General features: G+C 56.9%; 23 protein-coding genes. 3 read left to right on the top strand and 20 right to left on the bottom strand.

Translation table 11 applies throughout. The features are described 5' to 3' along the window. Positions 1-11 precede the first annotated feature (11 nt). From RBR25_RS08305 to RBR25_RS08295, 3 genes are all read left to right on the top strand, one after another. Positions 12-962, top strand: a complete 951-nt coding sequence (locus RBR25_RS08305) for a DUF3150 domain-containing protein (RefSeq protein WP_432819085.1) — start codon at positions 12-14, stop codon at positions 960-962. A 61-nt stretch (positions 963-1,023) separates the two neighbouring features. Continuing rightward, positions 1,024-2,601: an ATP-binding protein gene (locus tag RBR25_RS08300; RefSeq protein WP_432819084.1), complete on the top strand. Its 1,578-nt coding sequence runs from the start codon at positions 1,024-1,026 to the stop codon at positions 2,599-2,601. Positions 2,602-2,838: 237 nt separating this feature from the next. Continuing rightward, positions 2,839-4,566 carry a hypothetical protein gene (locus tag RBR25_RS08295; protein ID WP_432819083.1) on the top strand — a complete coding sequence of 576 codons (1,728 nt, stop codon included), beginning with the start codon at positions 2,839-2,841 and terminating at the stop codon, positions 4,564-4,566. 211 nt (positions 4,567-4,777) lie between these two features. On the opposite strand, the gene RBR25_RS08290 is transcribed toward RBR25_RS08295, so the two are convergent. From RBR25_RS08290 to RBR25_RS08195, 20 genes are all read right to left on the bottom strand, one after another. Further along, on the bottom strand, positions 4,778-5,932 hold the full coding sequence (locus tag RBR25_RS08290) for a tyrosine-type recombinase/integrase (RefSeq protein WP_432819082.1): 1,155 nt from the start codon (positions 5,930-5,932) through the stop codon (positions 4,778-4,780). Positions 5,933-6,156: 224 nt separating this feature from the next. Continuing rightward, the gene (locus RBR25_RS08285; RefSeq protein ID WP_432819081.1) at positions 6,157-6,504 is read right to left on the bottom strand and encodes a hypothetical protein; all 348 of its coding nucleotides are present in this window, start codon (positions 6,502-6,504) and stop codon (positions 6,157-6,159) included. Positions 6,505-6,616: 112 nt separating this feature from the next. Next, positions 6,617-8,332: a DNA polymerase gene (locus RBR25_RS08280; protein WP_432819080.1), complete on the bottom strand. Its 1,716-nt coding sequence runs from the start codon at positions 8,330-8,332 to the stop codon at positions 6,617-6,619. Between the two features lies 1 nt (position 8,333). Further along, positions 8,334-8,882, bottom strand: coding sequence for a hypothetical protein (locus RBR25_RS08275; protein WP_432819079.1), 549 nt, complete (start codon positions 8,880-8,882; stop codon positions 8,334-8,336). A gap of 616 nt (positions 8,883-9,498) precedes the next feature. Next, complete coding sequence (locus RBR25_RS08270; protein ID WP_432819078.1) at positions 9,499-9,816, bottom strand: hypothetical protein; 318 nt, start codon at positions 9,814-9,816, stop codon at positions 9,499-9,501. A gap of 115 nt (positions 9,817-9,931) precedes the next feature. Then, a complete protein-coding gene (locus RBR25_RS08265) occupies positions 9,932-10,309 on the bottom strand; it encodes a hypothetical protein (protein WP_432819077.1) in 378 nt (125 codons plus the stop codon). Beyond that, positions 10,306-10,650 carry an HGGxSTG domain-containing protein gene (locus RBR25_RS08260; RefSeq protein WP_432819076.1) on the bottom strand — a complete coding sequence of 115 codons (345 nt, stop codon included), beginning with the start codon at positions 10,648-10,650 and terminating at the stop codon, positions 10,306-10,308. Before RBR25_RS08260 ends, RBR25_RS08265 begins: the two co-directional genes overlap by 4 nt. Beyond that, positions 10,647-10,970: a hypothetical protein gene (locus tag RBR25_RS08255; protein WP_432819075.1), complete on the bottom strand. Its 324-nt coding sequence runs from the start codon at positions 10,968-10,970 to the stop codon at positions 10,647-10,649. The genes RBR25_RS08260 and RBR25_RS08255 overlap by 4 nt, the downstream gene beginning before the upstream one ends. Before the next feature lie 230 nt (positions 10,971-11,200). After that, positions 11,201-11,476, bottom strand: a complete 276-nt coding sequence (locus RBR25_RS08250; RefSeq protein ID WP_432819074.1) for a hypothetical protein — start codon at positions 11,474-11,476, stop codon at positions 11,201-11,203. Between the two features lie 596 nt (positions 11,477-12,072). Continuing rightward, the gene (locus RBR25_RS08245; protein WP_432819073.1) at positions 12,073-13,329 is read right to left on the bottom strand and encodes a MerR family transcriptional regulator; all 1,257 of its coding nucleotides are present in this window, start codon (positions 13,327-13,329) and stop codon (positions 12,073-12,075) included. A 468-nt stretch (positions 13,330-13,797) separates the two neighbouring features. Then, complete coding sequence (locus RBR25_RS08240; RefSeq protein ID WP_432819072.1) at positions 13,798-14,958, bottom strand: tyrosine-type recombinase/integrase; 1,161 nt, start codon at positions 14,956-14,958, stop codon at positions 13,798-13,800. 302 nt (positions 14,959-15,260) lie between these two features. Beyond that, entirely contained in the window at positions 15,261-16,301 is a 1,041-nt protein-coding gene (locus RBR25_RS08235; protein ID WP_432819071.1) for a transposase, read from the bottom strand. 2 nt (positions 16,302-16,303) lie between these two features. Then, a complete protein-coding gene (locus RBR25_RS08230) occupies positions 16,304-16,585 on the bottom strand; it encodes a DUF2442 domain-containing protein (RefSeq protein ID WP_432819070.1) in 282 nt (93 codons plus the stop codon). An 8-nt stretch (positions 16,586-16,593) separates the two neighbouring features. Further along, positions 16,594-16,863 carry a DUF4160 domain-containing protein gene (locus RBR25_RS08225; RefSeq protein ID WP_432819069.1) on the bottom strand — a complete coding sequence of 90 codons (270 nt, stop codon included), beginning with the start codon at positions 16,861-16,863 and terminating at the stop codon, positions 16,594-16,596. A 287-nt stretch (positions 16,864-17,150) separates the two neighbouring features. Continuing rightward, positions 17,151-17,456: an addiction module antidote protein gene (locus RBR25_RS08220; RefSeq protein ID WP_432819068.1), complete on the bottom strand. Its 306-nt coding sequence runs from the start codon at positions 17,454-17,456 to the stop codon at positions 17,151-17,153. Beyond that, positions 17,440-17,748, bottom strand: a complete 309-nt coding sequence (locus RBR25_RS08215) for a type II toxin-antitoxin system RelE/ParE family toxin (RefSeq protein ID WP_432819067.1) — start codon at positions 17,746-17,748, stop codon at positions 17,440-17,442. Before RBR25_RS08215 ends, RBR25_RS08220 begins: the two co-directional genes overlap by 17 nt. A gap of 141 nt (positions 17,749-17,889) precedes the next feature. After that, positions 17,890-18,051, bottom strand: a complete 162-nt coding sequence (locus RBR25_RS08210) for a hypothetical protein (protein ID WP_432819066.1) — start codon at positions 18,049-18,051, stop codon at positions 17,890-17,892. Between the two features lie 200 nt (positions 18,052-18,251). Then, the gene (locus RBR25_RS08205) at positions 18,252-18,581 is read right to left on the bottom strand and encodes a hypothetical protein (RefSeq protein ID WP_432819065.1); all 330 of its coding nucleotides are present in this window, start codon (positions 18,579-18,581) and stop codon (positions 18,252-18,254) included. A gap of 188 nt (positions 18,582-18,769) precedes the next feature. Then, positions 18,770-22,600, bottom strand: coding sequence for a beta strand repeat-containing protein (locus RBR25_RS08200; protein ID WP_432819064.1), 3,831 nt, complete (start codon positions 22,598-22,600; stop codon positions 18,770-18,772). A gap of 106 nt (positions 22,601-22,706) precedes the next feature. Then, positions 22,707-26,357, bottom strand: coding sequence for a hypothetical protein (locus tag RBR25_RS08195; protein WP_432819063.1), 3,651 nt, complete (start codon positions 26,355-26,357; stop codon positions 22,707-22,709). Positions 26,358-26,525 lie beyond the last annotated feature (168 nt).

Here is a 26,525-nt window from a genome sequence, read left to right as displayed (position 1 = left end):
GGAGAATCACCATGAAACTGACGGTTCTGGAAGAGATTGTTCTGTTCATCCTCGATATCCGGCTGTGGACGGGTCGCAAGAAACTCAAAGAAGAGGATCTGGCGCTTAACGGTATCGATACCCACCAGCTGCCGCCGGGAACTCTGGCCTCGCTCGGCAGCAAGAAAATCATTAGCAGCGAGGCGCTCGCGCCCTTTCAGGCCATGAAACGCGAGGCGGAGAAGATTCTGCTGGCCACCGGAGTACGCTTTCTGGGCGGGTACGCAGTACCGACCGACAAGGCAGCGGAGGTCGAGCAGCGTCTGATTGCGCTGCAAACGGATTTTCAAGCGGCCAAGTCTCAGCTGCTGCAGCAGTATGATGCGCAGGTCAACTCCTGGATTGATGCCAACCCGCCACAATGGGCACCGATCATCCGGGCCGCCATCGATTCTGTGACGACGGTGGACAAGGCGCTGCAGTTCGGCTTTACTCCGGTGGCCATTCAACCGTCGCAAGCCCTGCCGGAGAGTGATCCTCTGCAGGAACAGACTCAGGGGCTTTACGGCCAGCTCTGCCATGAAATCCGGCTGATGGCCCGGACGGCTTTTGCTGCCTCTTACGCCGGCAAGGGGAGTATCACCCGCAAGGCTCTGCGGCCACTTGTAGCCATGCGGGAGAAGCTTTCGGCTCTGGCGTTTCTGGATCAACAGATACCCCCTCTGATAAACAGCATCGACGAGAGCCTCAGTCACCTGCCCAGTTCGGGTCCCATCGCCGGAAACGATCTCAATCTGCTGGCGGGCCTGCTCAGCCGCCAACTGATGCGGATGGGTTTGCCGGTGGATCAGCAGATTGAGGAAGAGGATCCCTTGGGCTTTGGCGACTCCGGTGATATAATGAATACTTGTACGGTGACACTAGCTGCCTCTGGGACGCAAAATCCCCGCCAACCGGCCACGGCTTTGCAATGGGATTTTTAGAGGAAAACCTTTGCGGCGCCATCAATCGGGGACTGTCAGAAGAAAATCCAGGAGAAAATCCATGACGAAACTGGCAAAACTGCCCATCGGTATTCAGACCTTCAGTGAAATCCGCTCGGAGGGCTATGCCTATGTGGATAAGACTCCGCTACTCCATCGGCTGGTCACTGAAGGTAAATACTACTTTCTTGCCCGGCCGCGCCGCTTTGGCAAGAGCCTGCTGGTCTCGACCCTGCAGGCTCTGTTCGAGGGGCGCCGGGAATTCTTCAAGGGGCTGTCTATTGAGGACAAGTGGGACTGGGATACGGTTTACCCGGTGATCGCTTTGGACTTCAGCGGAGTCGCGCGCAGTCTAGAGGATATGCAGGAGGACGTCAGCGATCTGCTCACCTTTAATCAGCAGCGGCTGGGAGTCACCTGTGACAACTCCCGCAACCTGGGGGGCTGCTTCAAACAGCTGATCTGGAATACTTACCAGAAATATGGCCAGAAAGTCGTCATCCTGGTCGATGAATACGACAAGTTCATTGTCGATAACCTGGATCAGATCGAGGTCGCGCGGCAGGGCCGTGACGTGTTGCGCGATCTTTATTCGATCATCAAGAGCAGCGATGCCTATATCCGGTTCACGCTGCTCACCGGGGTGAGCAAGTTCAGCAAGATGTCGGTCTTCAGCGGCCTGAACAACCTCAAGGATATCAGCCTGAATCCAACCTACGCCACTATTTGCGGTTACACCGAACGGGATCTGGATACCACCTTCGCTGCGCACCTAGAAGGGGCTGACCGGGACGAGGTTCGCCGCTGGTATAACGGCTATAATTTTCTCGGTGAACCCGTTTACAACCCCTTTGACATTCTGCTGTTTATTGACAATGGCCAGCAATTCAAAAACTACTGGTTTGCCACCGGCACGCCGACCTTCCTGATTACCCTGATTCAGCAGAACAATTACTATATTCCGCAACTGGACAAGCTTGACGTAAGTGAGGAGCTGATCGACAGTTATGATATCGATAACATCCAGCTGGAGCCGATTTTGTTTCAAGCGGGGTACTTGACTGTCAAGGCGGCAAGACAAACTGATTTTGGCATGACTTATTCTTTGGGATTTCCAAACCGAGAAGTTATCATCACCTTCAATAATGTGGTCGTCAGCTATCTTACCGGCAACAGCAACGTTCTACCGATCAAGAATCAGCTCTTAACAGATCTTAAAAAACAAGAGATTGTTAGATTCAAACAGACCCTTACCTCCCTGTTCGCTGCGATTCCCTACAACAACTACGTCAACAACACCATCGGCAGCTACGAGGGTTATTACGCCAGCGTCATCTACGCCTATCTGGCCAGCTTGGGCCTCGATCTTGTCGCCGAAGATGTTACCAGCACCGGCCGCATTGACCTGACCATCCATTTGAGCGACGTCATCTACATTCTGGAGTTCAAGGTTGACGGCAGTGGTGATGCGCTCGCGCAGATCAAGGAGCGCAACTACCAGCAAAAATACTTGGCCGAGGGGAAAAAGATTCTCCTGATCGGCATTGATTTTGATTCGGCCAGCCGAAATGTTACAGGTTTTGCTTGGGAAGCTGTGGAACCGGCCTCGAACGCCGGGGAGTTCTTGTCGCGCACCTAACACCCTCAGGCGGCAAAGGGCTTAAGACCGCCCCGCCCTGCTCTGCTCTGACCCTAAACGACCTCTGAAGCCCCGCACCCGTTCGCTGCCACCGCAGCCTGCTGGTTGCGGGGCTTTTTTTGTGCTTGCCATGAGGCTCGGCAGCTCAGCCGGCCCCGGCAACCGTTTTTAACCTCCCTTACTCCCCAACCTTCAATCCTGGCGCTGGATGCGCCGCTACCCTGAAAGGATACGCTTATGCTTCGCGATACCGAACTGGCCGGGCTGGCCCGGACCCTGGGGAAGGATACCGATCTCACCCTCACCGTGAGTGGTGAGACTTCCTACTGCAGTAGTGATGGCCGCCGCATCAACATCGCCCGGATGCCGACCACGCCCCTTGGCCGGATGCTGATGACGGGCCTGGTGTTTCACGAGGTGGCGCACAAGAAATACACCCGGGGGGAGTGTCCTGCCGGCCTGGTGGGTGAACTGACCAACATTATCGAGGATGTGCGGGTCGAGGCCTTGACCTTGAAGGAGCGGCCCGGGACCCGCTATGACCTGGAGGCGGTAACCCGTCATTATCTTGCCAAAGACGATCTGCTGCCCAGGGATAAAGCAACGGCCCTGCTCGGCTGGGTTCTGACCTACGGCTATGGAGAAATCCTGCTCTACCCCGGGGTGACGCCGCTAAAGGATCGCTGCCGCACCCTGCTGGAGCAGGAGCTGGGCCAGGCCTTTATGGTCGATCTTGAGTCTTTGCTGCAGCCGGGTTTTGCCGCCCTGACATCGACCCAAGAGGCCCGGTCGCTGGCCGAGCGGATTCTTGAGCGCCTCAAGCAGGTGGCGCAGGAGAAGCCGCAGGAAACGGCGGCGGGTGAGTTACCGCCTTCGTCTGCAGCAAAAGAGGTCTCCCAGACAGAGTTCGCCGGCGCGTCAGCGGCGGCCCAGCCCTCGCCCATCTTCAAAACTCTTGACGGGAGTCCCTCTCCCGGCGGACAGCAGGCTGCAGATTGTCAGTGTTCTGACGGGGAGGCCCATTTGCAGCGGTCGACTTTAGGCCCTGAAGAGCTGGAGCAGATGCTTGTCGGCGGCAGTGGTCGTCCGGGTGGCTACGGGGATCGCAGCGCCGCGCTGTTGCAAGATCTGAATGATCTCTCGGCACGAACGCCTCAGAAGCTCTGTGCCGTGATTCCCCTACTGCCGGCAGCGGAACGGGTCAGTGGGCCGGAACCCTTTGTCAAGCCGGTGGATGAAGCGCAAGCCTTACGGGTCTGTTCGCGCCTGCGGTCGAGGTTGCTGACCCTGCTGCAGGCTCAGCAGCGCCGTGCCCAGAGTGCGGCAAAGTCGGGTCGGCGGATGGATACCCGGCGGCTGGTTCGCCTGTCCCTGGGTGACCCACGTATTTTTCGGAAGAAGGAGGAGGTCAGCGCGCTCAACACCGCTGTGTTTGTGCTGATCGATGGCTCGGGCAGCATGTTGACCCGAACACCGCAGGGAGAGAGCCTCAGCGCCGTGGCCAACGCCAGTGCCTTCGCCCTGCACCGGACGCTGTACCACCTGGCGGGGGTGAGCGCCGCTTCGGCCGTCTTTGCCGGCAGGGAAGACGACCGTCTGCGCTTGCTGGCTGATTTCGGGGAGAGACCTGAGGCGCCGTGGTTTGCGTTCAGGGCCTCAGGCAGCACCCCGACCGCGACGGGCCTGTGGCTTGCCCGGGCAGCACTGTTGGGCCAGCCGCAGCCGCGCAAATTGCTTCTGCTGATCACCGATGGATACCCGGACGATGTGGAGTCTGCGGGTACCGCGACACGGCGGCTGCAACGCGACGGCATTGAGATTGGCGCCATTGGTCTGCAGACCGACGCGGTGAAACGGCTCTGGCCAAAGCACTGCGTGATTGACCGGGTTGACGATTTGCCAGCGGCGCTGTTTGGTCTGCTGGAGGGATTTCTGCTGAACCCCGCCTTGGGCCGGACGGGCTAAAACGGCGCTGCAGCCGCTCCCCGCATCCTTCGACCCAGAGGAACCGATGACCAGAGTCCCCGGCGTTGCCTTGCTGGTTGTTTGTCAGGGGCTCTGGTCCTGCGGAGGATCTCTTGGGCCGCTCTCTCTTCGGCCGTGACAGAACCCGATGAGAAGGCCGCAGGCAAGGGGTGTTGCCGTAGATGGGGTCAGGATAGCGGCAGTCACCACCCTACCCGCCGATGATCTGGGCCGCGATGTTGGCGGCGTCCACCAGGGAACGGGGGGAGAGATGGGCATAACGCATGGTGACCTTCGGGTCATAGTGGCCCAGCAGTTTCTGCACCTCGTAGAGGGAGCGGCCGGAGCGCACCAGAAAACTGGCAAAGGAATGACGCAGATCGTGCAGGCGCACATCGGGAATGGCTGCGGCCTTGCGCAGGCTATTCCAGGCGCAGTAGAAGGAGACAAGCGGCTTGCCGGTTTTGGGGTTGTGGAAGACCCAAGGCACATCGGCCTGGCGGGGGATCTCGCGCAGCAGTTTGACGGCGGCATCGGGCAGGGCGATATGCCGGGGCTTGCCGGACTTGGACAGAGGAACGGTCAGCACCTGCTGTTCCAGATCGATGTACTCCCAGCGGGCGTTGACGATCTCGGAGCGGCGAGCCCCGGTGTAGAGCAACAGTTTGACGATGCGGGCGACCTGTTGATGGCGGCTTTTGTCGAGTTGGGTCAGCAGCCGTTTGACCTCGGCATCACTGAGGTAGCGCTCGCGAGCACCACGATCGGCAAAGGCGGGAATGCCGCTACAGGGATTGGTGGTCGTTGCCGGCAAAATATCCCAGCGTCGGGCACAGTTGAAGAGAAAGCGCAGCAGCACCAGAATCCGGTTGCAGGTTCCGGCAGCATAGCCTTGCTGTTTCAGGCGCCGATGGAGAGTAGCGATCTCCTGTCGCTGGATCTGATCGAGGGGCTTTTCGCCGAAAACCGGCAGCAGATGCAGGCGCAGCAGGGTTTCATCGGTGGACCAGCTGCGTTTGTGGTCTTTGGCGTAAGGCAGGTAATGTTCCCGGACAAACTGTGCCAGACTGGGCATTTCGCCGGAACCCTGGTGCTGCGGATTCTCTCCGGCACTGACCTGCTGATGCAGCCGGTACGCCTTGGCACGGGCGTCTGCAAGAGAGATTTCGCCGAGTTTCCCCAAGCGCATCTGGCGAGCTCTGCTGCCGCGATTGCGGTAACGGAAGTAATAGGTCCCCTTTCCTTTGGTCCGATACTCCAGAAAGAAGCCCGGCAGCTCGGTATCACAGTATTCGATACGGCCGGCTGCGGCTGGGCAGGAATCCAGGGTGGAGAGAAACGCGGTGGTTAAATTCTGTACGGACATGAGATATCTCCTCTTAGCCATAAAGGCATGTAAAAGTTCAAAGTATCGGGACATGAGCTCACTCCACGCATCCGGAGGTACGCTCACATCGATAGGTATAAGTATCCATTCGTCGGTGGAATCAAATCCCAGGCTGGCGCTGAAGGTACGTCTTAAGACGAGCACATTGTCCTGTTCACTTTTACCAAAAAACGCACCAATGACGCCGCTATATATAAGCCAAATTACTTCCACCCTAATGGTTTAGTGAGTTTCACTTGAACGGCTTTCCCTGGGCTAAGCTTCAGTTCGAGATGGCCTGACTTTTCAAGTGATGCCAGAATTCGAGATTTTTGGCTCGGCGAAATCCCATACCGTTCACACACTTTATTCCCGCAGGAGAACCACCCACCACCTTTTAAGCTGCTGTAACACCAGAGAATTGTGATGAGCTTGACCTTCCTGCTTTCTCCTGGTAAATCTTTGATCCAGTCGAGGGGGATGGTGGCATACAATTGTCGGGGTTCCCTTTTTCTGGTTCCAAACTCAACTTGTTCACATTCAATGTCATCGACAATCATCGTCTTCCCCATCGGGAATCCTCCTGAGACATCTGTCTTATATTGTTAACTCTAATAACTATTCATATAATGGGACCGGGTCAAGCAGGCCTGCATACCTGGCATTGCAGGCCTGCATACCCTGTCATTCGGAGTCGAACGCACTCAACAATTTCATCATCTTTTCCCACATCTTCTCCCCTCGCTCATCGATGTACCGCTCGGGATAACAGACACGGTCGACGTCCGTGCGGAGCTTGAACCCGCCAAGGATCATTTCCCCTGCTTGTTGCATCAGCTGCTGGGCCGTGCGGATATCTTCGTCCAGCCGCTCCAGTGGGGCTTCGATCAGGATCGCGTCATGGACAGGGCAGCAGACCGCGATCCCAGTCTCGACGATGAGAATCACCGCCAATCGCAGGATTTCGGCTCCATTGGTCTGGACGGGCCAGTTTGCCAGGGATCGAGGATTTGCTTGACTATTGATGGATAGTGACCAGCCCAGGGTCGAGAAGAGAGTTCCGCTGGTCAGGGCATAGTCGACAACAGCCTGTGACCATTTCCAATAATCGGGAAATATCTCTTTATGGAGTTGGATCAGCTCGCGGCCTTTAATCACCGGCTCCCCGATACGCTGGGCCAGAGACTCGGGACCCATGCCGTACTGGACACCTAAGATACAGTTCTTAAAAAGCTTGCGCTCCTTAGGATGGCTGTCTTTGGTTCCCTCTGGGGGAACGGCCCCGGCGAGCTTTGCAAATTCCAGATAGGGATCGCCAGAGGTATACGCCTGCTGCATATCCGCGTCGCCGCTTAGGACCGCAGCGATGGCAAACTCCTGCTGACTCCAATCAATATAAGCAAGACCATAGCCGACGGCCGGCCTTATCAGCGCTCTCAACCAGGCCGAAGGACCGAAAATAAATTTGCTGTTACTGGGTTGATTGCGGCTGGTTTTTGCCCGGAAGGGAGAAAGCAGGCAACGGTTGCGGCCATCCCGTCCCACAGCCAACTTATTCAGGCGCAGCTCTGAAAGGGAATAGCGCAGCTCTTTTAGTGGTTCAAGTTCGGGGTGACCTTTTGCGATGTCACGGAAGGTATCACTTTTAAGATCAAGCTTACCGGATTCAAGTCGCGGCCAGGCGATCCCTTGTTGCGTCAGCCACTGTTCAAATCTGTCGGCCTTGAAGACGCTTCCTTCGTACACGCCGTAATCCTGGTCGATTTCAGCAATCAAATCCTGCCGGATATCGTTCCAGCGGTCACGGAGTCGTTCGAGGATTTCGGTATCGATCGGCACCCCATTGTACTCCATGACCGCGACGGCCTTCATATAGCTGCCGCGCACTAAGGCCCGAGGCCAGTCGATGCTCTCCTCCATCTTGGGAAGGAGGTGGATGAGAGCTTCAACATCAGCCTGACAGTACGCGACCAAGTCAGACTTTTCCTGCTCTGAGTAAACGTCTCCTTCGCGCATGGCAAGTTCGCGCATCTCCTGCTTATCCGGGATCACACTCAGGCCATATTGGATAAGCGCACCGTTAAGGTCCGATCCGGCCTTGAGAAAAAGTCCGTTATGCTTCCGCCTGAACTCGACATACAGATCGAGGAGATTTGGCGGCAGATCCCACCCCAATGATAAGAAGCAGCCCATTTCAGCCGAGGCGTAATAGGCAACGATCAGGGTCGACTCATCGATCAGGAACGGTGGCGTCTCACCCAATTCATCGCACCAGCGTCTGATCGTCTGCCCAGAATGATATTCAATGGCCACCAGACAGCGAACCGCAGGGCGCTCTCCGTCTGGTGCCCGGAACTCAAAGTCCAGGCACCAGATGTTAGAGTAATTATTCAGTCCCATACTACACTTGGCCGGTCAGCCGCCGAATAAGCGGGTGATTGAGGCTGTTGACGTAATAGTTCGCGAAGGCCAGTTCCAGCATCCGCTCAAAAGACAGTTCCGCTGTCGGGAACTCCGGCTCCGGCAGGGCAGCAGTTGCTTCCAGGATGTCATAACAGCCGGCAGACATATTGGCCCGCATACAGATCCATTTTTTCTTGGCGAGCTCGGCTGCTTGGAGCGCGGTAGCGTGCCAGGCATTGTGCCGCTCCTGCGGTAGTTTAAGCGGCCAAACCATCAATGAGCCCATCCGTGTGAGGGCGACAACAACCTGTACCGGAACGATAAACTCTGACAGGTCACTCAGAAGAGCACCATCGACAAGGTAGGTTTCGCTCTCTTCCTTCAATTCGATGATGGCAGTCCGAAGGGTATAGGCATCATCGTCCAGGACCCGGAAAAATTCTGTTTTACCGGGTTTGCGCACCGGGATTGTGGTCCATAGTTTTTTCGCGCCAGACATATTTTGAAAGTCTTGCGGAAGGGCCAACGTCTCAATATTAAAAGTCATCTTAATTTCCTTTCTTCTCGTTAGTAAGGTGCTGACGTAGCCAATCGATCAACTCGACGACATCGTAAGCGACTTTGTTGCCAATACGCATTGCGACAGGAACCGATGCCCCCTTTGAGGCAAGATTGGCCAGGGTTTTCCTTGAAACACGAGTTCGTAGGACAGGCTTCCGGGCTTGGAGTTTTGCTCCACGACGAAGTAGCCTATCCCACGCCGGCCAACGTCGTAACAAAACTGAATCTCACCCACCGTCCGCTTAGCTTTTCCCTTGCAGGCCGAGCAGGTCGGGCCGGAGCAACGATATAGCCTCTGATAGCCCTCACGATTTTTAAGTTTGTGTACTGTGATTTCGCCGATCCTGAACAGAGTTCCCATTCAAACATCCCGAATCAGAAAACTGCTGTTCGATAACTGAGCAACCCATACCTTTTTTTGACTTTTTCATATTCGGTTTATCTCCGTTCACTTAGTGACTAGCATAAATGCTGTAAACAGATGTAATCCTTGATGATTCTACCCACCTGCCTACCCTGTACGACGTCATACCCAGATCATATCGGCACCATCCAACCCCCCTTTCTCGCCCCAGACGGCGGAAGACCCTTCCTGTTGGGTGTCAGTACCGCCAATGCCAGGGTATCCGGTTCGGTGGTGCCACCGCACGAGAGAGAGGAAAACCCGGATCATTCGGGTCCGCCGCACAGCTGGCATACCAGGTGTTCGGGCACCAGGTGCGGTTGCCGTAAAGAACACCGTTTACCTCGATGGCAAAGACCTCGCCGCAGGCAATCTTTTTGCGGGCCTGGCGGGTGTTTGTGCCTAAATGATGAGCAATCTGGGTAATCCCCACCAGCCAGGCGTCCGGATGGGGAGATCTCGGTGCGCCCTGGCAGAAGGGCAGAAGTTTCGCGTGCTCGGGGTATGAATAGCCCATGATGAAAATCCTTTCTGTTTAAGAGGTTTAAGAGACATGTCCAAGGTTCGGGTTTAGATCAAACGGCCGGTCGTGCTGACTTTCCGGCCAGCTGCTATCGGGCCACGGCCCCCGTTTACAGATAATGCGTCCAGTCAAAGTCCTCTCGTTCGGCGATTTCTGACGCCATGGCAAGATCCATTTCGTCTTCCTCCGGATCAAAGTCACACTCGGTATCCAGGCCCAGCCAGGGATCGTTGTCATAGGCGTGCAGGCAGGGCGCATAACCCGGTGGCGGATTCTCCGGATCACTGTCGGGAGCCGAGAGATAGCAATAGTCCGGGCAGCCGCCGCACAGAGGCGGGTCCGCGCCTTCCGGTATTTGAGACTGCCCTGAAAGCTGCGGCTCAGGCTGCTCTGCGGCGTATTTCGCTGGCGCGACCTCCTGTGAGCCCCTTTCTCCGGTGCAGGTGGCCTCGTCATAGATGGGATGGTTTGCGTCATAGCTGGTCATGTGGTTAAATCTCCTGGGGAAAGAGCGTCCACAAGGGAGAAGAGCACCTCGTCGGACACCGTAGTGGATGTTTGCAACTCCTTGAAAAACCGGCGTATCAGGAGCCGCTGCTGTTTGGCCTTGGCCGTATAAAAGCCGTGTTTCAGCGCATTTTGGTTGCCCTTGGGCGCTCCGGACCCCGCCGCCCCGCCGTGCATGCGGCAACGTGACTTGTACCCACCTTCCGGCTTGGCAACACAGGGCGCCTGGCAGGGTTTGCCCCGTCGCGTCTTGGCCCCACAGCGCGGCGTTGTCCGCGCCAGATCGAGCGCATGGGCTTGTTTCTCCGTATAAGACCTCATTGCGACGACCTCCCCTGGTCCACCCGGCCACCAATGCCGATCACCGAATTACCCGACACATTCAGATGCTCCACCTTGATGCTCTGCATCTTCACGCCCTGAAGCGTCGCCAGTAGTCCCAGCTGTAAATTCAACGCCCGCATCAGCTTGGTGGCCATATTGACGCGCATATTGTTCGCCGCCAGTGACGCCTCCTGCGTGGTTTTATGCAGTTGGCGCATCAGAACCAGATAGGTCGCGATAATCTGCGAAGCCAAAAGCGTCTGCATGGCCCCCTTCGGCGCCAGATCCTGGTACAGCCAGGCGATGGTGTCGATCATCCGGTCCGGATCGTCCTGAGGTTCAAGGGCGCCGCACCGGCAGGCCAACAGAAAAATCTGATGGCGAATCTCCTGGCTTGGGAGGGGAGAACACCTCGCCGCCGCCGATGCGCATCTGTCGTCGCACTGAGCCGCACAGACCTCGGGATTTTCCAAATCTGTCAAAAGCTCAATCTCTGGCTTGGTTGCCTGTCGGCAATGAGCTGGATCATTCGCAGCTAGCGGCGACATCATAAGGCACCCCGATGCGCCGTATGCAGACCGTTGCCACAGCCTCCCATCGGGCAAAGCGTTTCCTGCGCCATCTCGTCAGCCTCCTGCGGCAACTGCTCAAGCAGCTGTCTGATCGACGCGGGCAGGTGCGCCAATGGCAGAATTACATGCGTCGGCTGATGCCAATGGGTCAACAGAATGGCCTGCCTGGTCCTGGAAGCCCAGCGCAGGGTCTGAGCTAGACGCGACTGTAACTGGGTGACTGAGAGGGTGGTGATGCTGGTGATTTCCATAAAACCTCCTGAGTAAAAGGGAAAAAACAGGTGCGCTAGAGAACATCTCTCTGCTCCTATACAAACCTTGGTTCGGTTCAGGAGATCAGTTAAGGAAAAAAAAAGAGAAAAAAAAGATTTCCATAAAACCTCCTGGGTAAAAGGAAAAAACAGGTGCGCTAGAGGGCATCTCTATGCTCCTACATAACGATTGGTTCGGTTCAGGAGGTCAGTTAAGGAAAAAAGAGAAAAATTGAAATTTATGGATTTTTTAATAGCGCAGACCATTCAGGGGAGAGACATGGCGATTGACTAAATAAGCCATTGGAAATGTAGATCAACTTTCAAACTTACCTTCTTTGTTAGACGATCTTATAGGCAGGGTCTCGCAAAAGGCCTAAACGGCAGATAACCTGCCGGCAACCTCTAACCTGTCTCTTTCATCGACTCTCCTGCCCTGCCCCTGCTGATCTGGGGATTTCGCGGCTTCATCTAAAACATTCCCACCCCTGCCACGAGAAGGCGCCCGGTAACTGGCGCCTTCTCGTCTTTATCTGGCTTCTCCGTAGCCCCCTGCCAATCCTCCGCCAGACGATCGCCCGCCCTACCCTGCTTTTTTACTCCGGCTCCTGGGCCGAGTCGCTCTCTGTTCGGGGTTGTTGTTCCTTGGCCACCAGATTGCGGACGGAGCCCCGGTGCCAGCCTTGCCGGCCACCCAGGGTGGGGATATCCGCCTGGTCCAGCAGTGAGGCCATGGCGGTGTAGCTCAGGCTGGGATGCTGCTGCCGCTGCTGTGTGATCCACTCCAGCAAGGTTTGCTTGTCGGGCTTACCGTTGGTGACGCCGGCTTTTACGCTGACCAGGCTGTCGATGGCCGAGGCAACGCGCTCGCTGACCTGCTGGGCTGCGAGGCTTTTGGAAGGCGGGTAGCGGGGAGAAGACGGCGCAGGGCTCTGATCGGAATCGGCCGTGGCCGGCTCTGTGACGTTGCCTGCAGGAGTTGTGCTGCCGGCAGGGTTCTCTGCCGGGCCACTCTGGACCTGTTCAGGGTGCAAGCCTCTCGCTTGTTCGTCGGCTTCGATGCCGTGGGTCACATCCTGCAGGGGTTGCAGTAGCCTGGCAAGGTCGAGGGAGTTGGCGGTTGTGATGGCGGGCAGAGCCGGTACCGGATCGATAGCCAAGCCCAGTTCCTGTTCCAGCAGGCTGAGCCTGTCGTTCAGGTGGGTCAGCTGTCCCTGCTGATGGGCAATGGACTCCTGCAGCTGGTTGGCGTGGGTGGCCAAGGCGGTGAGGATGGGTGTGGTGGCTGCTACAGTCGCGCAGATGAGGTCATGTAGTTGGCGGTCAGCCAGTCCGTCAGCCAGTCCGTCAGCCAGTCCGTCAGCCAGTCCGTCAGCCAGTGGGCCAGCCAGTGGGTCAGCCAGTGGGTCAGCCAGTGGGTCAGCCAGTGGGTCAGTCGGTGGGTCAGTCGGTGGGTCAGTCGGTGGGTCAGTCAGTGGGTCAGTCAGTGGGTCAGTCAGTGGGTCAGTCAGTCCGTCAGCCAGTGGGCCAGTCGGCGGGCCAGTCAGCCTCAACCGCTGTCGCCAGTCTTCGATCCAGTCCTTGACGAACTGATCTTCTTCACGCACAGTTCCCTGCTTTAGTAATCCGATGATCTGATCCGTCCGGTAACCCTCATCCTGCAGAGCAAAGATTAACCGGAAGAAGTCCACTAGATCGGCACGATAGCGTGCCTGTCGACCTAATGCCTGTCCCGGCACGAAGGCCTCGTAACGGGCCTTGCAACTCAGAAGTGTTTTGTAGTTAACCCCCAGCTCCTCCGCAATCTCTCGCAGCGTCACCAGGGTTTCTTCAGTCGTTATCCTCTGGGTCATTGTCCTATCTCCTGTCTTGAAAGCGGTTTCTGTTATCGGTTCCGGCACCGTCTTGGTAGCGGTCGGTGCCATCCTGTGCCCTGTCGTTGTCACCGATGGCAATACCGGCACGGATACTTAAGGCGCAGTTTAGGTGTCGAAGCGGCTATGGCTGTCACGGCGTTGTCACTGGTTGACACTTTTTGCGGCTGCGGACCGGTATCAGGCGGTGTCGCTCCCCTGCCGCCGGCATCGGTTGGCTGTCGGTCCAAGCCTGGCAGGTCACCCACCCATCACCTACCAACCGCACTTTCACCGGTTGCCTGGTAAGTGCTTGACCTTTCGAGGTTTTGAAATCTTTTCACCCACCAGAAGCGGTTTCACCCAGCAAATACCGACCGGATGACAAGCCTCGACCGCAGGCTAAGCTGAAGGATTTCGCTGCGTTAGACCTTGATTTTCACCCATCAAATACCGACCGGATGACAGCTATTTGCCGCCGATCCGGAGCAGTTTTTCGATGGTCTGGGTGGCGGTTTTGAGGGTGGATTGCTCCAGGTGGGCGTAGCGCTGGGTGGTGGTGATGCTGGTATGGCCGAGGAGCTTCTGGATCTCGTAGAGGCTGTGACCGGCGTTGACGAGGAAGGAGGCGAAGCTGTGGCGCAGGTCATGGATGCGCAGTTCGGGCAGGTTGGCCTGAATGCGTATGCGGTTCCAGGTATCGTGGATGCTGATGAGGGGCTTGCCGGTGGCGGGGTTGGGAAAGACATAGGGGCTGCCGTTGTTCTGGCGGGAGCGGAGCAGTTTTAGGGCGGCGCCGGAGAGGGGCAGCACCTTTTGGCGTTTGCTTTTGTTGCGTTCGGCGGGCAGGGTCCAGAGACCTTTGTCCAGATCGAGTTCGCTCCAGGGCAGCTGGGTGACTTCGGAGCGTCTGGCGCCGGTGAGGATCAGCAGGCGGATGATGTCGGGCACGATGGGGCTGTGGCACTGCTTGAGGGCGGCCAGGAGCTGATCGAGTTCCTGCACGCTGAGATAGCGTTCGCGGGCGCCGTTGTCGGCTAAGGGTGGGATGTTTTTGGTGGGGGCCTGGTCGATGATCTGCCAGCGCTCGGCCAGGTGAAAGAGGTGTTTGACTAGGGCCATGATGCGGTTGACGGTGCCGGGCTTGAGATTCTGCGTCAGCAGCTGATTCTGGAACTGCAGCAGGTCGGTGGGGTTAAAGTCATCCAGGGGCCGGTGGCCCCAGAGTCGCAGCATCTTGTTTTCGATGCAGGCTTTGTCGTAGTTCCAGGTGCGTTTGGTGTTGCGGGCGTAGGGCAGGTACTGGTTGCGGACGAACTCGGCGAAGGTGGGGATCTGCTTGATCTTCTCAACATGTTCCTTGACATCGAAGCCCATGAGGATCTTGCTTTTGAGAATACGGGCACGTTCACGGGCTTCATCGAGGGTCAGGGTGGTGGGATCGCCGAGTCGGGTCTGGCGCTGACGGCCGGCTTTGTCGCGGTAGCGCAGATAGTAGGCGGCTTTGCCGTTTTTGCGCACTTCGAGAAGAAAGCCGGTAAGCTGGGTGTCGTAGTAATCGGTCTTGGCGCTGGTGGTAGGTAGTGGCGGATTGTCGGCGAAGGCCTGGCGCAGGTTGAGTCGGGGCATGGGTGGACCTCCTTGGGAGTGAAGAGAGTCGACAGGACGCTGCTGCGGTGTCCCTTTGTCTCTTTTAACAAGGAGGCGGCGGGGTTTTTAAGGGCTGATGCCGGGCAAGAAACGTGACATAGGCCCCAGAGGGCTGTAAAGGCGCCTGTGGTGAACGATCTATTTCTGGTGCAGCCTGGGTATGGCCTGGAGGGTGTTCGGGCAACAGGGAGGAGATATGGAAGCCGATCTCGTCAACGGCGTGACGAGAAAATCCGGCGGACAATTCCAGATCGTGTCGTTGTTCTTTGCTATGGGGTCTATCAGGCCGCGGCCGTAGTAAACAGCGCTTTCGACTTGGCCATGCCCCGCAGATAACGGACGTTGCGGGCAGCGGCCAGGTCGGTCAACTTGCTCGGATGGCCGACTGCGGCGCCGAAACGATGCAAAAACTGGTCGGCGTTCAGGATAAAGGCCTCGGTGCTGATGTTTAGCCGGTGCAAAATGGCAGGAGTTTTGTCAGGGATAAATCCGCGCTTGTTCGGGTGAACGGCGCGACCAACGATGTCGATCAGTTCCAAATAGTCCGAAAAAGCAAAAGGGATGCCGGTCGTGAAGGTTTCCGTCGGGTCAAAGGGAAGCAAAGGAGCTTCGGGCAAATTGAGAATATCGAGATCGGTCTGGGTAGCCGATTGTTTCGCTGGTTCCTGCGTGAGGTTGTGACTCTCCTCCAGCCGGCGCTTGATGGCCGTATGGTCGCTGGTTTCCGGGGTATCGCTCATGGCGGCACGCACGGGGTTGAGGTCAACATAAGCCATGGCGGCCAGCAGGGCCGGTTCGTCGAGCAACGCCTGACACTTATAGCGGCTTTCCCAGAAATGACCTTTGACATTCTCTTCGGCGTTGGCCTTGCGGGAGATAAACTCATTGAGGTTTTTCATAAACCAAGACAGATCGCAAAGCCGCTGTCGATAACCATCGGCCAACTTATCCACCTGCAGCAGCTCCCCCTGACTCATCTGCTCACGTTGATCGGACAGATAGCGACGAACAATCAACGGGCCGGCATAAAGCTGCGACCAGCGCTGGATCACCTCTTCGGTGGATAGATCGGCAACCCGCTCATTATCCACACGCACAACAATGTGGTAATGGTTGTGCATGATGGCGTAAGAGGCGATATCAATAGTGAAGATCGCCGCCAACTGCTGAATGCGGCGTTCCAGCCAGTCGCGGCGATGTTCGTAGCTCTGGCCGGTAATCTGATCAACACCACACAAATAGGCACGGCGCACGCAGCGGGAAACGACGTGATACCAGGGCGTTTCATTGAGATCGAGCTGGGCGTAACGGGGCTGGGCCATGATCAGGCGTTTTCTGCATGAGCGGGTGTGGGACACACGCCGTTTACGTCGGAGATGGGCACGGAACGGTCGTACAGAGTCTCCGGGGCTATATCGAGATCACCCGGCCAGCAAACCGTATCCATAGCCACAAATGCCCGTTCGAACAAATGAACATCTTGAAGCCGTGTAAACACCCCTCGCCCAAGGTAAGGCTTTACATCAAACAGTCGATGCTCACCCGTATCAAACCAGAGCTCCAGACAATAATTCTCTTTTGCATTTACACGAATTACGGATTCCATACATCCTCCTAACGCAATGGCTCGATCGAATAAGGCGGAAGTCCATTAACGGCCAACTCCCAGTTGGCCAACAGGGAATCACGGTGTATTTCTATCCAAGCCTGAACCAACTTACTTTTTGTTTGAGGTATTTCACCAGCAAGAAGAGAACCATCAAGAATTGAAAAGGAGGCTTCCTGACCCTGAAACTTTGCGTGAATATGCGGAAGCTTGTACCTCTCATCATCAAAAAAGTAGAGGCAAATGACTATTCCATAAAACATACTGATCGTCGGCATTCGCCCTCCAGAATCTGTACACTCCAACTTTCTCAGCATAACACCCGGAAGGAATCACAGCAATTTAACTGACGCACAAAGAGAAATTATGTCAACAAGACCTTCTCACCCTATTACAGCGCCACACTACCCCAGGGCAAACGACAGGGCAAGAATAAAGTGCCTGTCCTATAATTTTACCCTGGGTAGGTGAGTTTGGCGCGATGTATCTGACAGGATCATGGACATACGGTTCGCCGGTAACGCGAACATAATGACGATCCCGCCAATCATGGCTTAGCGTCAGACTACGATGCGTTCCGCACAGAGACCGACAACTTGAATCCCAGCGCGTGAATCACCTTGAAGAGGGTTTCCGTGGTTGGGATACGCTCGCCGGAAAGGCTTTTGTATAGACTCTCGCGTGACAATCCGGTGGCCTGCGCCAAAGAAGTCATCCCTCGGGCTCTGGCAATATCTCCAAGGGCAGCAGCCAGCAGTGCTGGATCGTCATCTTCCAGGACGGTATCCAAGTACATGGCGATGTCTTCTTCTGTTTGCAGGTAATTTGCTGCATCGAAGGGTCTGAGCGTTGTTTTAGCTTTCGTTTTCATCCAATACCTCCCGTGCCAGAACCTTTACGCGCTGGATGTCTCGTGACTGGGTTGATTTCTCACCACCTCCAAGCATGAGAACCAGCATCCGGTCTTTCTGCAGGTAATACATGCGCCAGCCTGGCCCGAAGAATTCACGCATCTCGAATATGCCATCACCTACGGATCGCACGTCACCCAGATTACCCAGGCTGGCTCTGCGTAGACGTTTAATCAGCCGCAGCCGCGTTTCGGCATCTTTCAGCCCACGCAACCATTGACTGAATTCTTCGGTTTCAGTGATCTGGTACATGGGCTTATTGTAGCCTTGAGGATACGAAAAAGCAAGTGTGATCGTGTCTAGCACATCCTGACATTAGCGCTGCTCTGAGCCCTTCTGCGCGTCTTCGCGTGATACGGCCAGGATGCCGGTTTCTTCGGGGGTGCCCAGAGCTTAAATCGCGGGCAGGTCGTCTTCGGTGGCCATCAGGAATCGCAGGTCAACTTCGTCATCTTCATACAGGCACACCTGCATATACCCGTACATTTCCCGCCAGAGGACGGGGGCCTCTTCCGAGAGGTCGAGCAGGTCGTTGACACAGTGATACTCACGCATAGGGGCTCCTTTCACGAGAAAAGCCCCTCAGGGTCGTAACCGAGAGAGGCTTAAGTTGATGGGTTTGGGGAATGAAAAAACCCCACCACCGATTGAAGGGTGATGAGGGCTTTGGGATAGCATAAAGGGGATTTACGTCGACCACACAAAACCTGGCGACCCTGACTACACCACCACCCTACCCCAAGGCAAAACACAGGTCAAGTACAAAGTGCCTGTCCCATAATTTTTACCCCCAAGCGTTGGTGCAGCTGGCGTATTGTCCACTCGATCATATTGGCGCTGTAGCCTTTATCCTGTAGATGATCGGCATTGTCGAGCAAGCAACTACTTCCTTGATATATTGCGATAAGGGCATCTTCTGAGGCTTGCAGAGGATTGTCTGAGGCCATGATGGTGTCCCAGTCGCGACAGTCGAGTCCGGCACCTATATTGCCGTACAGCGATGCCGAGGCGCGGCGGATCAGTTCTGGGGTAAAGGTGGTGTAACCAGAAGCCATAAGAAGTTGGGCAAGGCAGGGTTTGAGCACGGCATTCTCCTTCAGTAGTGTTTCTGCTTGAAGTAAAAGTCGTCACATAGGTTCAGTTGTAACATGCCTGCCGCTAGCAAAAAAAGAAACCATTGATTCTTTCGAAAAAAAATACCCCCGCCCCTCTTGCGAAGGACGGGGGTGTTTGGGTGTTACGCTAGCCCACGGTGGATTGTGGGGTTAGGGGGTTAGGCGATTTCCAGGCTGTTATTGGTGTTGTACGACGCAACCGCACCGAGGTCTACCAGACCGGTAAGCATGATGATCATGTCTTCGCCGGCAATAAATTCGGTGCTATCAGTACCAAGGACGTCCTGAACGATGAAAGTGTTGCCACCGCGCTGGAACCAGCCCATTTCACCTTCAGCAAGCGTATCGACCGCCTGGTTGGCGTAGTTGAGCAGGGTTTCGTCGGCACCGACGCTAAGAGCGATCTTGCTGCTCATGAAGGTGTTTGCACCGTTCATCTGGATGACGTCGCCGGAAGTGACGCCGTTGATGACAGCGTAAGCATCCAGAGTGAGGCTTCCATTGATTTCAAAAGTATCTGCGCCCTCACCACCGTAGAGGTTTACACGCAGACCGCTATCCACTACCAGGATGTCATCGCCGTCGCCACCATACAGGGCGACGTCGTTAGCGTCTGCGATCAGGAAGTCGTCACCCGAACCGCCTTTTACCACCAAGTCAGCCAGATCAGCCGTCATGGTGAGATCTCCCGAGTAGCCGGCCGAGCCGTCCACCAGTTCGACCAGAGTGCTACCGTCCGCTTTCAGGTCAGTCAGGACCAGATCGCTATCGCCGGCCAGGGTCACCGTGGTGGCCTTGTCGGCGGTCAGGGTAGCGGTCACATCGGCGTCCACCGTCAGGTTGACGGTTTCAACGTTAGCGGCGGTCAGTACGCCTGTATCGGCACTCAGACCGACGTTCAATACGTCAGCGATACCGGTATCGGCATCTTTGACTACCACGGTCAGGCCGGTTGTGGGAGCGGCTACCACGTTTACGGTGCCGTTGTTGGCCAGGTTGCTCAGGGTCAGGGTAGCGCCAGAGCCGGCCACGGAGACCAGTTGAGTGAAGCCGAGATTATCAAGGAGAATATTTTCGCCACCTATTCCCGCATCATTGATGAACAGGTGCTCGAAGCTATCGAGTTGAGCGGCGAACGTTGTTGCGCCATCGAGAGCCGCTGCGCTGGCCGTGTCGATCGACAAGGTGTCGGTGCCATCGCCGCCTTTGAGGACGACGGTGGGCACGGCCACGGTGGCGCCGACCAGGGTCAGGGTGTCGTTGCTTGCACCCAGATCGAGTGCCTTGCTGATGGCCGTGTCGGCGTTGGTGACGGTGACGTTGTCGACACCGGCGCCGCCGGCGTAGGTGGCCTTATCGCCTTGAATGCTGGCGGTGACGGTGCCAGTTGTGCCGGTAGTGTCTACCGAAGTCACGGTATCAGCGACGCCTGCGTACAACGACAGGCCGGCCGTACCGCTGACTTTGACGGTCTGCAAAGCGGCCAAGTCGATGTCGGCGACATCCAGCAGGCCGGTACCGGAGACATTGAGGGTCTTGGTCGCGGCGGCGGTCAGGTCGACGTAGTTATCGCCCGTGCTAGTGACATTCAGGGTCAGCGGGGCGGCGGTGAAGGTCAGAACGGCTTCATTGCCATCGCCGGTTTTGCCCATGGCCGAAAGGTTCAACGCCAAAGTATCGGCGGTGTCGGCCACGGTCATGGCAACCGTAGCAGCGGCGTTAGACAGGTTCAGAGTATCCAGAACGGTGGTGCCGTTGATAGCCGAGGCCGTCGCATAGCCATCGACCGTGACGGTCTTGATGGCGGCGGTCGCGTCATCGGCAATCGTCACTGCGCCGTAGGTCACGGCGTTGGTGGAAGCGTCACCGGCAACGGCGGCCGTGCCGGGGGTATTGACGATCGTCGGGTTGTTGGCGACGACACTGTGGGTCCAGGTAACGTTGGTCTCAGCGTCACTATTGGCAGTGAAGATCACCGAGGCCCCGGAGGCTTCAGCGCTGGACCAGACCGGCGAGAAAGCTCCAGTGAAGTAGCCTTTAGCAGTGGGTCCGCCAGCAGATTGGGTGTCAGAGTTGATCAGGTTGGTGAAGGCTGCTGCAACTTCTTCAGCCGTCATAGCAGCAACAGCCTTAAAAACCAGGGTGCCGCTGCCGGCCGTGGTCAGGGTATCGCCTGCGGCCATAGATTTGAAAGTAACCGTGTCAGTTTCTGCAATCGCCGGCACAGCGGCCGTGGTGACAACGGTCGTGGTGGCATTCTGCGTCACGGTCACTTCGGAGGTCGTACCGTCGCCGGTCACGTCCACAGCACCGATGGCGATGTCGTTGTCGGAGTCGTCGTTCTTGGCGGTGCTGGTCGCGTTGACAGTGACATCAACGCTGGTGCCACCGACGACCGTGATCGCGCCGCCGGCAAGATTGCCGCCTTCGCCGTTGTGGTTCAGGTTTTGTTCCAGCGTTACGGTGCCGGTGGCGGGGGTGACAACACCGATCTTAACGGTGCCGCCGACCACTGCTGCCGTAGCGTTGGTGGTCGCGGTAACGGATACATCCGTGCCGCCGTCGACGTCGATCGTACCGGTGCCCTGATTGCTGTCGGTCACGGTGATGGTACCGGCGTTAGCGGTAGCCGCGCCAACTTTAATCGCCATGTCTGCAGTCGCGTCGGCAACCTGAACGTTGTTACCACCGTTGATCGTGATGGCGCCGGTAGCGCCCGAGACAACGATGTCGGTGGTGTCGGCAGCGGTCAGGGTGGCTGCAGCAGACTGAGTCGATTTCAGTGTTGACACGCCCGTCACACCTGCCGCAGCAGCCAAGTCGATGGTGGCAGCGCCTGAAGAGCGCACCGTGATCGTTTCAATGTTGCTGATGGAAACACCTCCAGGAATGCCCTTGCCCCCTGCAACGTCGGTATATTTCAGAACATCCGCTCCATCACCCCCATCGAGGGCGTCCAGCGCGGTCAGGGTTGTGTCGGTCGCCGTGAAGGTATCATCGCCGGCGCCACCGGTGAAATCATCCACACTTGTAGTGAGCGTGAAGGACTGGCCGGCATTGGCGGGATCGGTAATGACGATATTGGCCGTAGACAAGCCGGCGGTATTGTCGTCATTGAGCAGCACAACCTTGAAGGCTTCAAAACCTTCGGTTACGCCGTCGGATGAAGGGGTGATCGAAAAAGTACCGATCATCGGGTTATCGCCATCAGCCGCGATGAGCACCTCACCATTGATGACGCCCAGGTCGTCAACCGGCGTAGCGGCAGCGGCGATGTCGGTGGCAACGCCCTGAACCTGATAGCGGATGACGGTATCTTCGTCAACCGCGCGGTCCATCGTCACGGTGAAGACGAGCTCATTGCCCTCGACGATCGTCGTCGATGCCGGTTCGATGCTCAGAACCTGGGCAGGGGCCATGCTGGTGTCGGCCACGGCCACATCGGCGGCAGCGCCGTCTTCCAGGGTCGCGGTCAGGGTTTCATCCCCTTCAGTAGCCGCATCTTCGAGCAGAGTGACGGCAAAAGTGGCGGCGGTTTCACCGGCCAGAATCGTCACCGTACCGGTCAGCTCGCCATCCACATCGGCGGCGTCGACGCCGCTGAGGGTATAGGCCACTTCGGTATCTTCGACAACGGCTTCATCCGCCGTTACGGTGAAGGTGACGGTACCGCCTTCGTCCACCGAGTCGACGTCGGAGGTAATGGTATAGGTAGTTTCAATCGGCTCAACCGGCTCGTCGATGATCGTCGTTTTGGCATCCCCTACGACATCGGCGATAAAGGTGAGCGGGACTTCCCCTTCGGGGACGGAAGCATTGATAGTCGGGTTACTGGCCAGAACGGCGGCAATCTGAAAATTGCTGTCGGTTCCGGCGTCGATCGCCTGCTGCAGACGAGCAGCAAGAGCAGCTTCCATCAACGGCGAAAGCGTAATCCCCTGAGCGTCGAGAATCTCTTGAAGCAGGTTAGTGCCTGTGACTACTGCCATGATATATGTCTCCTTGTGTTTCTGGTTGGTTAGAGCGGGCAGGCGAACCTGCCCGCTCTATCTTGCACAAGCCACGGTATGGATCTAGTGAAGCAAAAGGGTAAAACTAGGCGACCAGCCAGTCACCCCAAATGGCCTGAGTCGCGGCAAACTCATCGGCGGCGGCGACAAAATCGGCCACTTCGACAGGATCCTGAGCGCCGAAGGTGACGGCCCAGGCGTTGGTGAAACCAACCAAATCACCGGCAACGAAATCGATGGAGTCGGCAGCGCCGCTATCGAAGTCAACTGCGGAACCGGCCGGAGCGTTGAGCAGGGTCACGGTGTCGCCGTCGTCGAAGCCATTGATATTGGCCAGTTTGACGCCCGCAGCAGCGAAATCAAGGATGAAATTGAAATCGTCGGTGCTGGCATCGTAAGTGATCAGGTCGGCTACGACCTGATCGACCTGGACCGGCCCAGGACCGGCGCCGCCATCGTCAGCGAGGTCGAAGCTGGCGCCGAAGTCGATAATGCTGATCAGGCTGGCGCTATTGAACTCGTTGCCGTCGGCATCGATTTCGGAGGTGACGTAGAAGGCCTTGTACTCACCGGCATTCAGGTCATTCTCTACCATGAAGACGTGGTGCATGGTATCGCCGACATAATTGGCCGGAGCGGCAGCCACATCGATATCATTGCTGTCGATGTTGCCGTAGCCGATCTCGGTCCCCGCCTCATCCTGAATAGCGGTCAGGAAGTCGGAAGCGGTCATGGTCGCCCAGGTTTCGCCTGCTACGGCGGCGAAATCGTTGATGACGATGATCTCATCGGCACCCGCGGTACCACCTACCCCGGAAACATTGAGGAAGTCGTAGGTGTCGGCGATGCCGCGCTCGGAGCTGACGCTCTCGGACGCCGAGGTCTTACCGATCAGGTAGCTGCCGAAGTTGAGGGAATCCATCGAAGCGGAGCCGACGGCGTCATCGAAATTGACGACCGTTACCTTGCCCAGATCGGTCCCGGTGAAGACCAGGGTGTCGTTGCTGTTAGCGCCGGTGCCGAGAACCACCAGGTCATCGCCGGAACCCACATTGATGCGGTTGTCGCTGGTGTAAACGCTGTCGCTGCCCTGCACGGCCAGAGTGGCGATGTTGCCGTCGTAGGCATTGGCATAGCCGTCAAGAATAGCCTGGGTCAGCACGGCATCGGAATCACGCATGAGCAGTTCGTAAGCGTCCTGCAGGTCATCCTGGGTAGCCGTGGACTGGTCTGCCAGATCGATCGCTTCCACATCGATAAGGATATCGTTGCTGGAGAACTGACCATCGATCTTGGAAGTGATCACCAGGGTGTTTTCCGGGCCGTCTTCAGCCAGGAGGAGTTTGCTCAGAACGGCATCGTTATTGATGGCGTTCTTGATGGCCTGGTTGACGGTGGCCTGGTTGCCCAGATCGTTGGTGGTAACCCGTACGGTCGACTCGAAACCGACATCGTAGGCATCGGCATTCGGCTGGGTCATGCCGGCAGGCAAGGTCAGGTTGGCGGCGGCGAAGGTCAGGGTGAGTTGCGCACCGTAGAGCAGACCCGTGGCGCCGGGACCGTTACCGTCGAGGTCGTTAAGATCGAGGTTGGCGGCGTTGATGACCCACTGGGCCTTGGCGCCGGTATTGTCGGAGAAGACCACATCGTTGCCGCTGCCGGCGTTGATGGTCATGTTGCCGGCGCCCGGGGTGCTGATGGTGTCGTTACCGGCGCCGCCGTTGATGACGATGGAGCTGTTGTTGGCCTGGTTGACGGACTGATTGAAGTACCAGAAGTCGGCATCGTTGGCAGTGGCGTCGTCGAAACGGACCGTGAGACGGTCATTGCCGTCGTTACCGTTGACTTCAAGCTGGAAATCTTCGAAAGCCGCGCTGCCGGCATCTTGGAAATTATCGGCGCTGAGGGTCAGGTTGAGGCTGTCGCTGCCGGCACCGAAATCGTAGCTGAAATAGGTGTCCACAACATCCAGGTAGTCGACGGGGTCGCTGTCGTCCTGGGTATTGTCCTGATGGCTGTCCGTCAGGCTGAAGTACTTGGCGACAATTTCATTGCTGAGAGTTGCGGTAAGGGTGACATTACCGGCCATCTCGGAAGCATCGAAAACGCGGACGTCGTTCAGGGCGTCGATACGCAGATTGCCGTTGCCTTCGGCATCGTTCTCGCTGATGTTGACGACGTTAACGACTTCAAGAGCGCCATGAGACAGTTCGTTGTTCGAACGCAGAGTGCTCAGCCAGCTGTCACGATCGACCTGCACATTGAACTGCTCGATGCCAAGGCACTCGGCCATAGCGCCGATCACCAGATCGCCACCAACGCAACCGCGGCCGACGTTATCAACGACGACATCTACCTGAGTCAGGGACGGCTGGGCAACAGCCTGCTCGTCCTGAACGCGGGTGAGGTAAGCGGTGTCGCCGGGGATGATGCCGGAGTTGTCCCAGGTCGACATGGCGGCGTCGAAATTGCCTTCCATGGTCGCATCAACCTTCTGGATAACGACCTGATCGACAACGAGAGGATTGCTGGTATCGGGGTGAACAACGTTGACGCTGCCCTGCTTGACGGCCTCGAACTGGGTCACGCCGTCGGCGGCCAGAGCGTTATTGATGGCGGCAACCAGGTCGTCATGGTCTTCTACGTCGGTGTAATCGATGTCCAGCTCATAGGAAACGCCTTCGAAGTGGACGGTGAGGATATCGTAAGGGAAGGCATCGCTCAACGGCGACAGGCCCTGATCCATGCGATCGAGGTCGGCGATGGTCAGAATCAACGAGCCGCCGGACTCCTGGGAACCGATGTCGGTCACATTCTGCTGATCGAAGTAAACTTCGTAGTTAACCGCCGAATCGGTATCACGCATACCGATGGTGGTGAGGTGGCTGTCTTCGCTGACGTCTTCGATGACCAGGCTGGCGCGGCTGTCGTCGGACCACAGCTGGCGCACACCGGCGAACTCACCGGCATCGATGGTGGTGTCGAAGCCAAGACGATCACCGATGGTGTTGTCGGCATTGTCCCACGCCAGGTTCTGGGCGGTGAAGAACATGTTCTCAACGGAAACGGTCTTGGCCGAGATGGCGAAGTCCTGCGAAGAACCCACTTCAGCGCGCAGGACGTCGGTGCCGGCGCCGCCGTTGATGATGTCACCGGACTCAAGGCTGTTGCTGTTGTCGTAGATGTAAGCCTGGAACAGATCGTTGCCGATACCACCAAGCAGATTATCGATGCCATCGGTCAGGTACTGGGCGGTATCGGTTGCCTCGACAACGTTCTGGAGGGTAGCGATATTGGCGGAGAGGCCTTTAGCACCGGGGAAAGCCTGGTAACCTTTGGCGGCATCCACACGGCCCTGCAGCAACTGACGGGCCTCGCCGAAGGTGGGATCGGAAGGGCTCTGGTCGGCCAGCAGGTCAATAATGGCGACGGCGGCCTGGGCCCGGCCCTGGTCGGCGACCAGGCTGTTCATGCCGGCAACGGCAGCCTGCATGGTCGCGGCATCGAGGGTGTCACCAACCAGATTGTTCAGAAACGCCGAAACGAATGCGTCGTCGGAATCGGTGTTGTACAGACCGTTGAAGACAGGCGAATTGGCCAGAGCCAGGGCCATGTCCTGGGTGCTGTAGCCGCTCTCGACGAAACCCACCAGGCCTTCATAGTAGGCACCAGGGGCAGCCTTGAACAAACCAACGGTGTAGAGATAGATTTCATTTTGCTGTTCTGGAGTTACCATCGATAATTTCTCCTCTTTTTTCCTCTGATTTTACATCATTTGCATGGCAACACCCCCATGGCGTGCCACACGCTGTCACGGACATTCCGCGATTAAAAAAGTTTAGATTTTTAAACAAGTATAGATATGACATTTTAACTTCAATGTACAGCAAAGATTTCACTGAAT

The organism is Trichloromonas sp., assembly GCF_034006665.1.
Lineage (GTDB): Bacteria > Desulfobacterota > Desulfuromonadia > Desulfuromonadales > Trichloromonadaceae > Trichloromonas.
The sequence above is the reverse complement of the archived record's forward strand: the minus strand, read 5'-3'. Positions and strand labels throughout refer to the sequence as shown.

Bases quoted from the DNA above. Each gene is read 5' to 3' on its own strand.
- RBR25_RS08305 (WP_432819085.1), top strand. From the start codon at position 12: ATGAAACTGACGGTTCTGGAAGAGATTGTTCTGTTCATCCTCGATATC.
- RBR25_RS08300 (WP_432819084.1), top strand. From the start codon at position 1,024: ATGACGAAACTGGCAAAACTGCCCATCGGTATTCAGACCTTCAGTGAA.
- RBR25_RS08295 (WP_432819083.1), top strand. From the start codon at position 2,839: ATGCTTCGCGATACCGAACTGGCCGGGCTGGCCCGGACCCTGGGGAAG.
- RBR25_RS08290 (WP_432819082.1), bottom strand. From the start codon at position 5,932: ATGTCCGTACAGAATTTAACCACCGCGTTTCTCTCCACCCTGGATTCC.
- RBR25_RS08285 (WP_432819081.1), bottom strand. From the start codon at position 6,504: ATGGGGAAGACGATGATTGTCGATGACATTGAATGTGAACAAGTTGAG.
- RBR25_RS08280 (WP_432819080.1), bottom strand. From the start codon at position 8,332: ATGGGACTGAATAATTACTCTAACATCTGGTGCCTGGACTTTGAGTTC.
- RBR25_RS08275 (WP_432819079.1), bottom strand. From the start codon at position 8,882: ATGACTTTTAATATTGAGACGTTGGCCCTTCCGCAAGACTTTCAAAAT.
- RBR25_RS08270 (WP_432819078.1), bottom strand. From the start codon at position 9,816: ATGGGCTATTCATACCCCGAGCACGCGAAACTTCTGCCCTTCTGCCAG.
- RBR25_RS08265 (WP_432819077.1), bottom strand. From the start codon at position 10,309: ATGACCAGCTATGACGCAAACCATCCCATCTATGACGAGGCCACCTGC.
- RBR25_RS08260 (WP_432819076.1), bottom strand. From the start codon at position 10,650: ATGAGGTCTTATACGGAGAAACAAGCCCATGCGCTCGATCTGGCGCGG.
- RBR25_RS08255 (WP_432819075.1), bottom strand. From the start codon at position 10,970: ATGATCGACACCATCGCCTGGCTGTACCAGGATCTGGCGCCGAAGGGG.
- RBR25_RS08250 (WP_432819074.1), bottom strand. From the start codon at position 11,476: ATGGAAATCACCAGCATCACCACCCTCTCAGTCACCCAGTTACAGTCG.
- RBR25_RS08245 (WP_432819073.1), bottom strand. From the start codon at position 13,329: ATGACCCAGAGGATAACGACTGAAGAAACCCTGGTGACGCTGCGAGAG.
- RBR25_RS08240 (WP_432819072.1), bottom strand. From the start codon at position 14,958: ATGCCCCGACTCAACCTGCGCCAGGCCTTCGCCGACAATCCGCCACTA.
- RBR25_RS08235 (WP_432819071.1), bottom strand. From the start codon at position 16,301: ATGGCCCAGCCCCGTTACGCCCAGCTCGATCTCAATGAAACGCCCTGG.
- RBR25_RS08230 (WP_432819070.1), bottom strand. From the start codon at position 16,585: ATGGAATCCGTAATTCGTGTAAATGCAAAAGAGAATTATTGTCTGGAG.
- RBR25_RS08225 (WP_432819069.1), bottom strand. From the start codon at position 16,863: ATGCCGACGATCAGTATGTTTTATGGAATAGTCATTTGCCTCTACTTT.
- RBR25_RS08220 (WP_432819068.1), bottom strand. From the start codon at position 17,456: ATGAAAACGAAAGCTAAAACAACGCTCAGACCCTTCGATGCAGCAAAT.
- RBR25_RS08215 (WP_432819067.1), bottom strand. From the start codon at position 17,748: ATGTACCAGATCACTGAAACCGAAGAATTCAGTCAATGGTTGCGTGGG.
- RBR25_RS08210 (WP_432819066.1), bottom strand. From the start codon at position 18,051: ATGCGTGAGTATCACTGTGTCAACGACCTGCTCGACCTCTCGGAAGAG.
- RBR25_RS08200 (WP_432819064.1), bottom strand. From the start codon at position 22,600: ATGGCAGTAGTCACAGGCACTAACCTGCTTCAAGAGATTCTCGACGCT.
- RBR25_RS08195 (WP_432819063.1), bottom strand. From the start codon at position 26,357: ATGGTAACTCCAGAACAGCAAAATGAAATCTATCTCTACACCGTTGGT.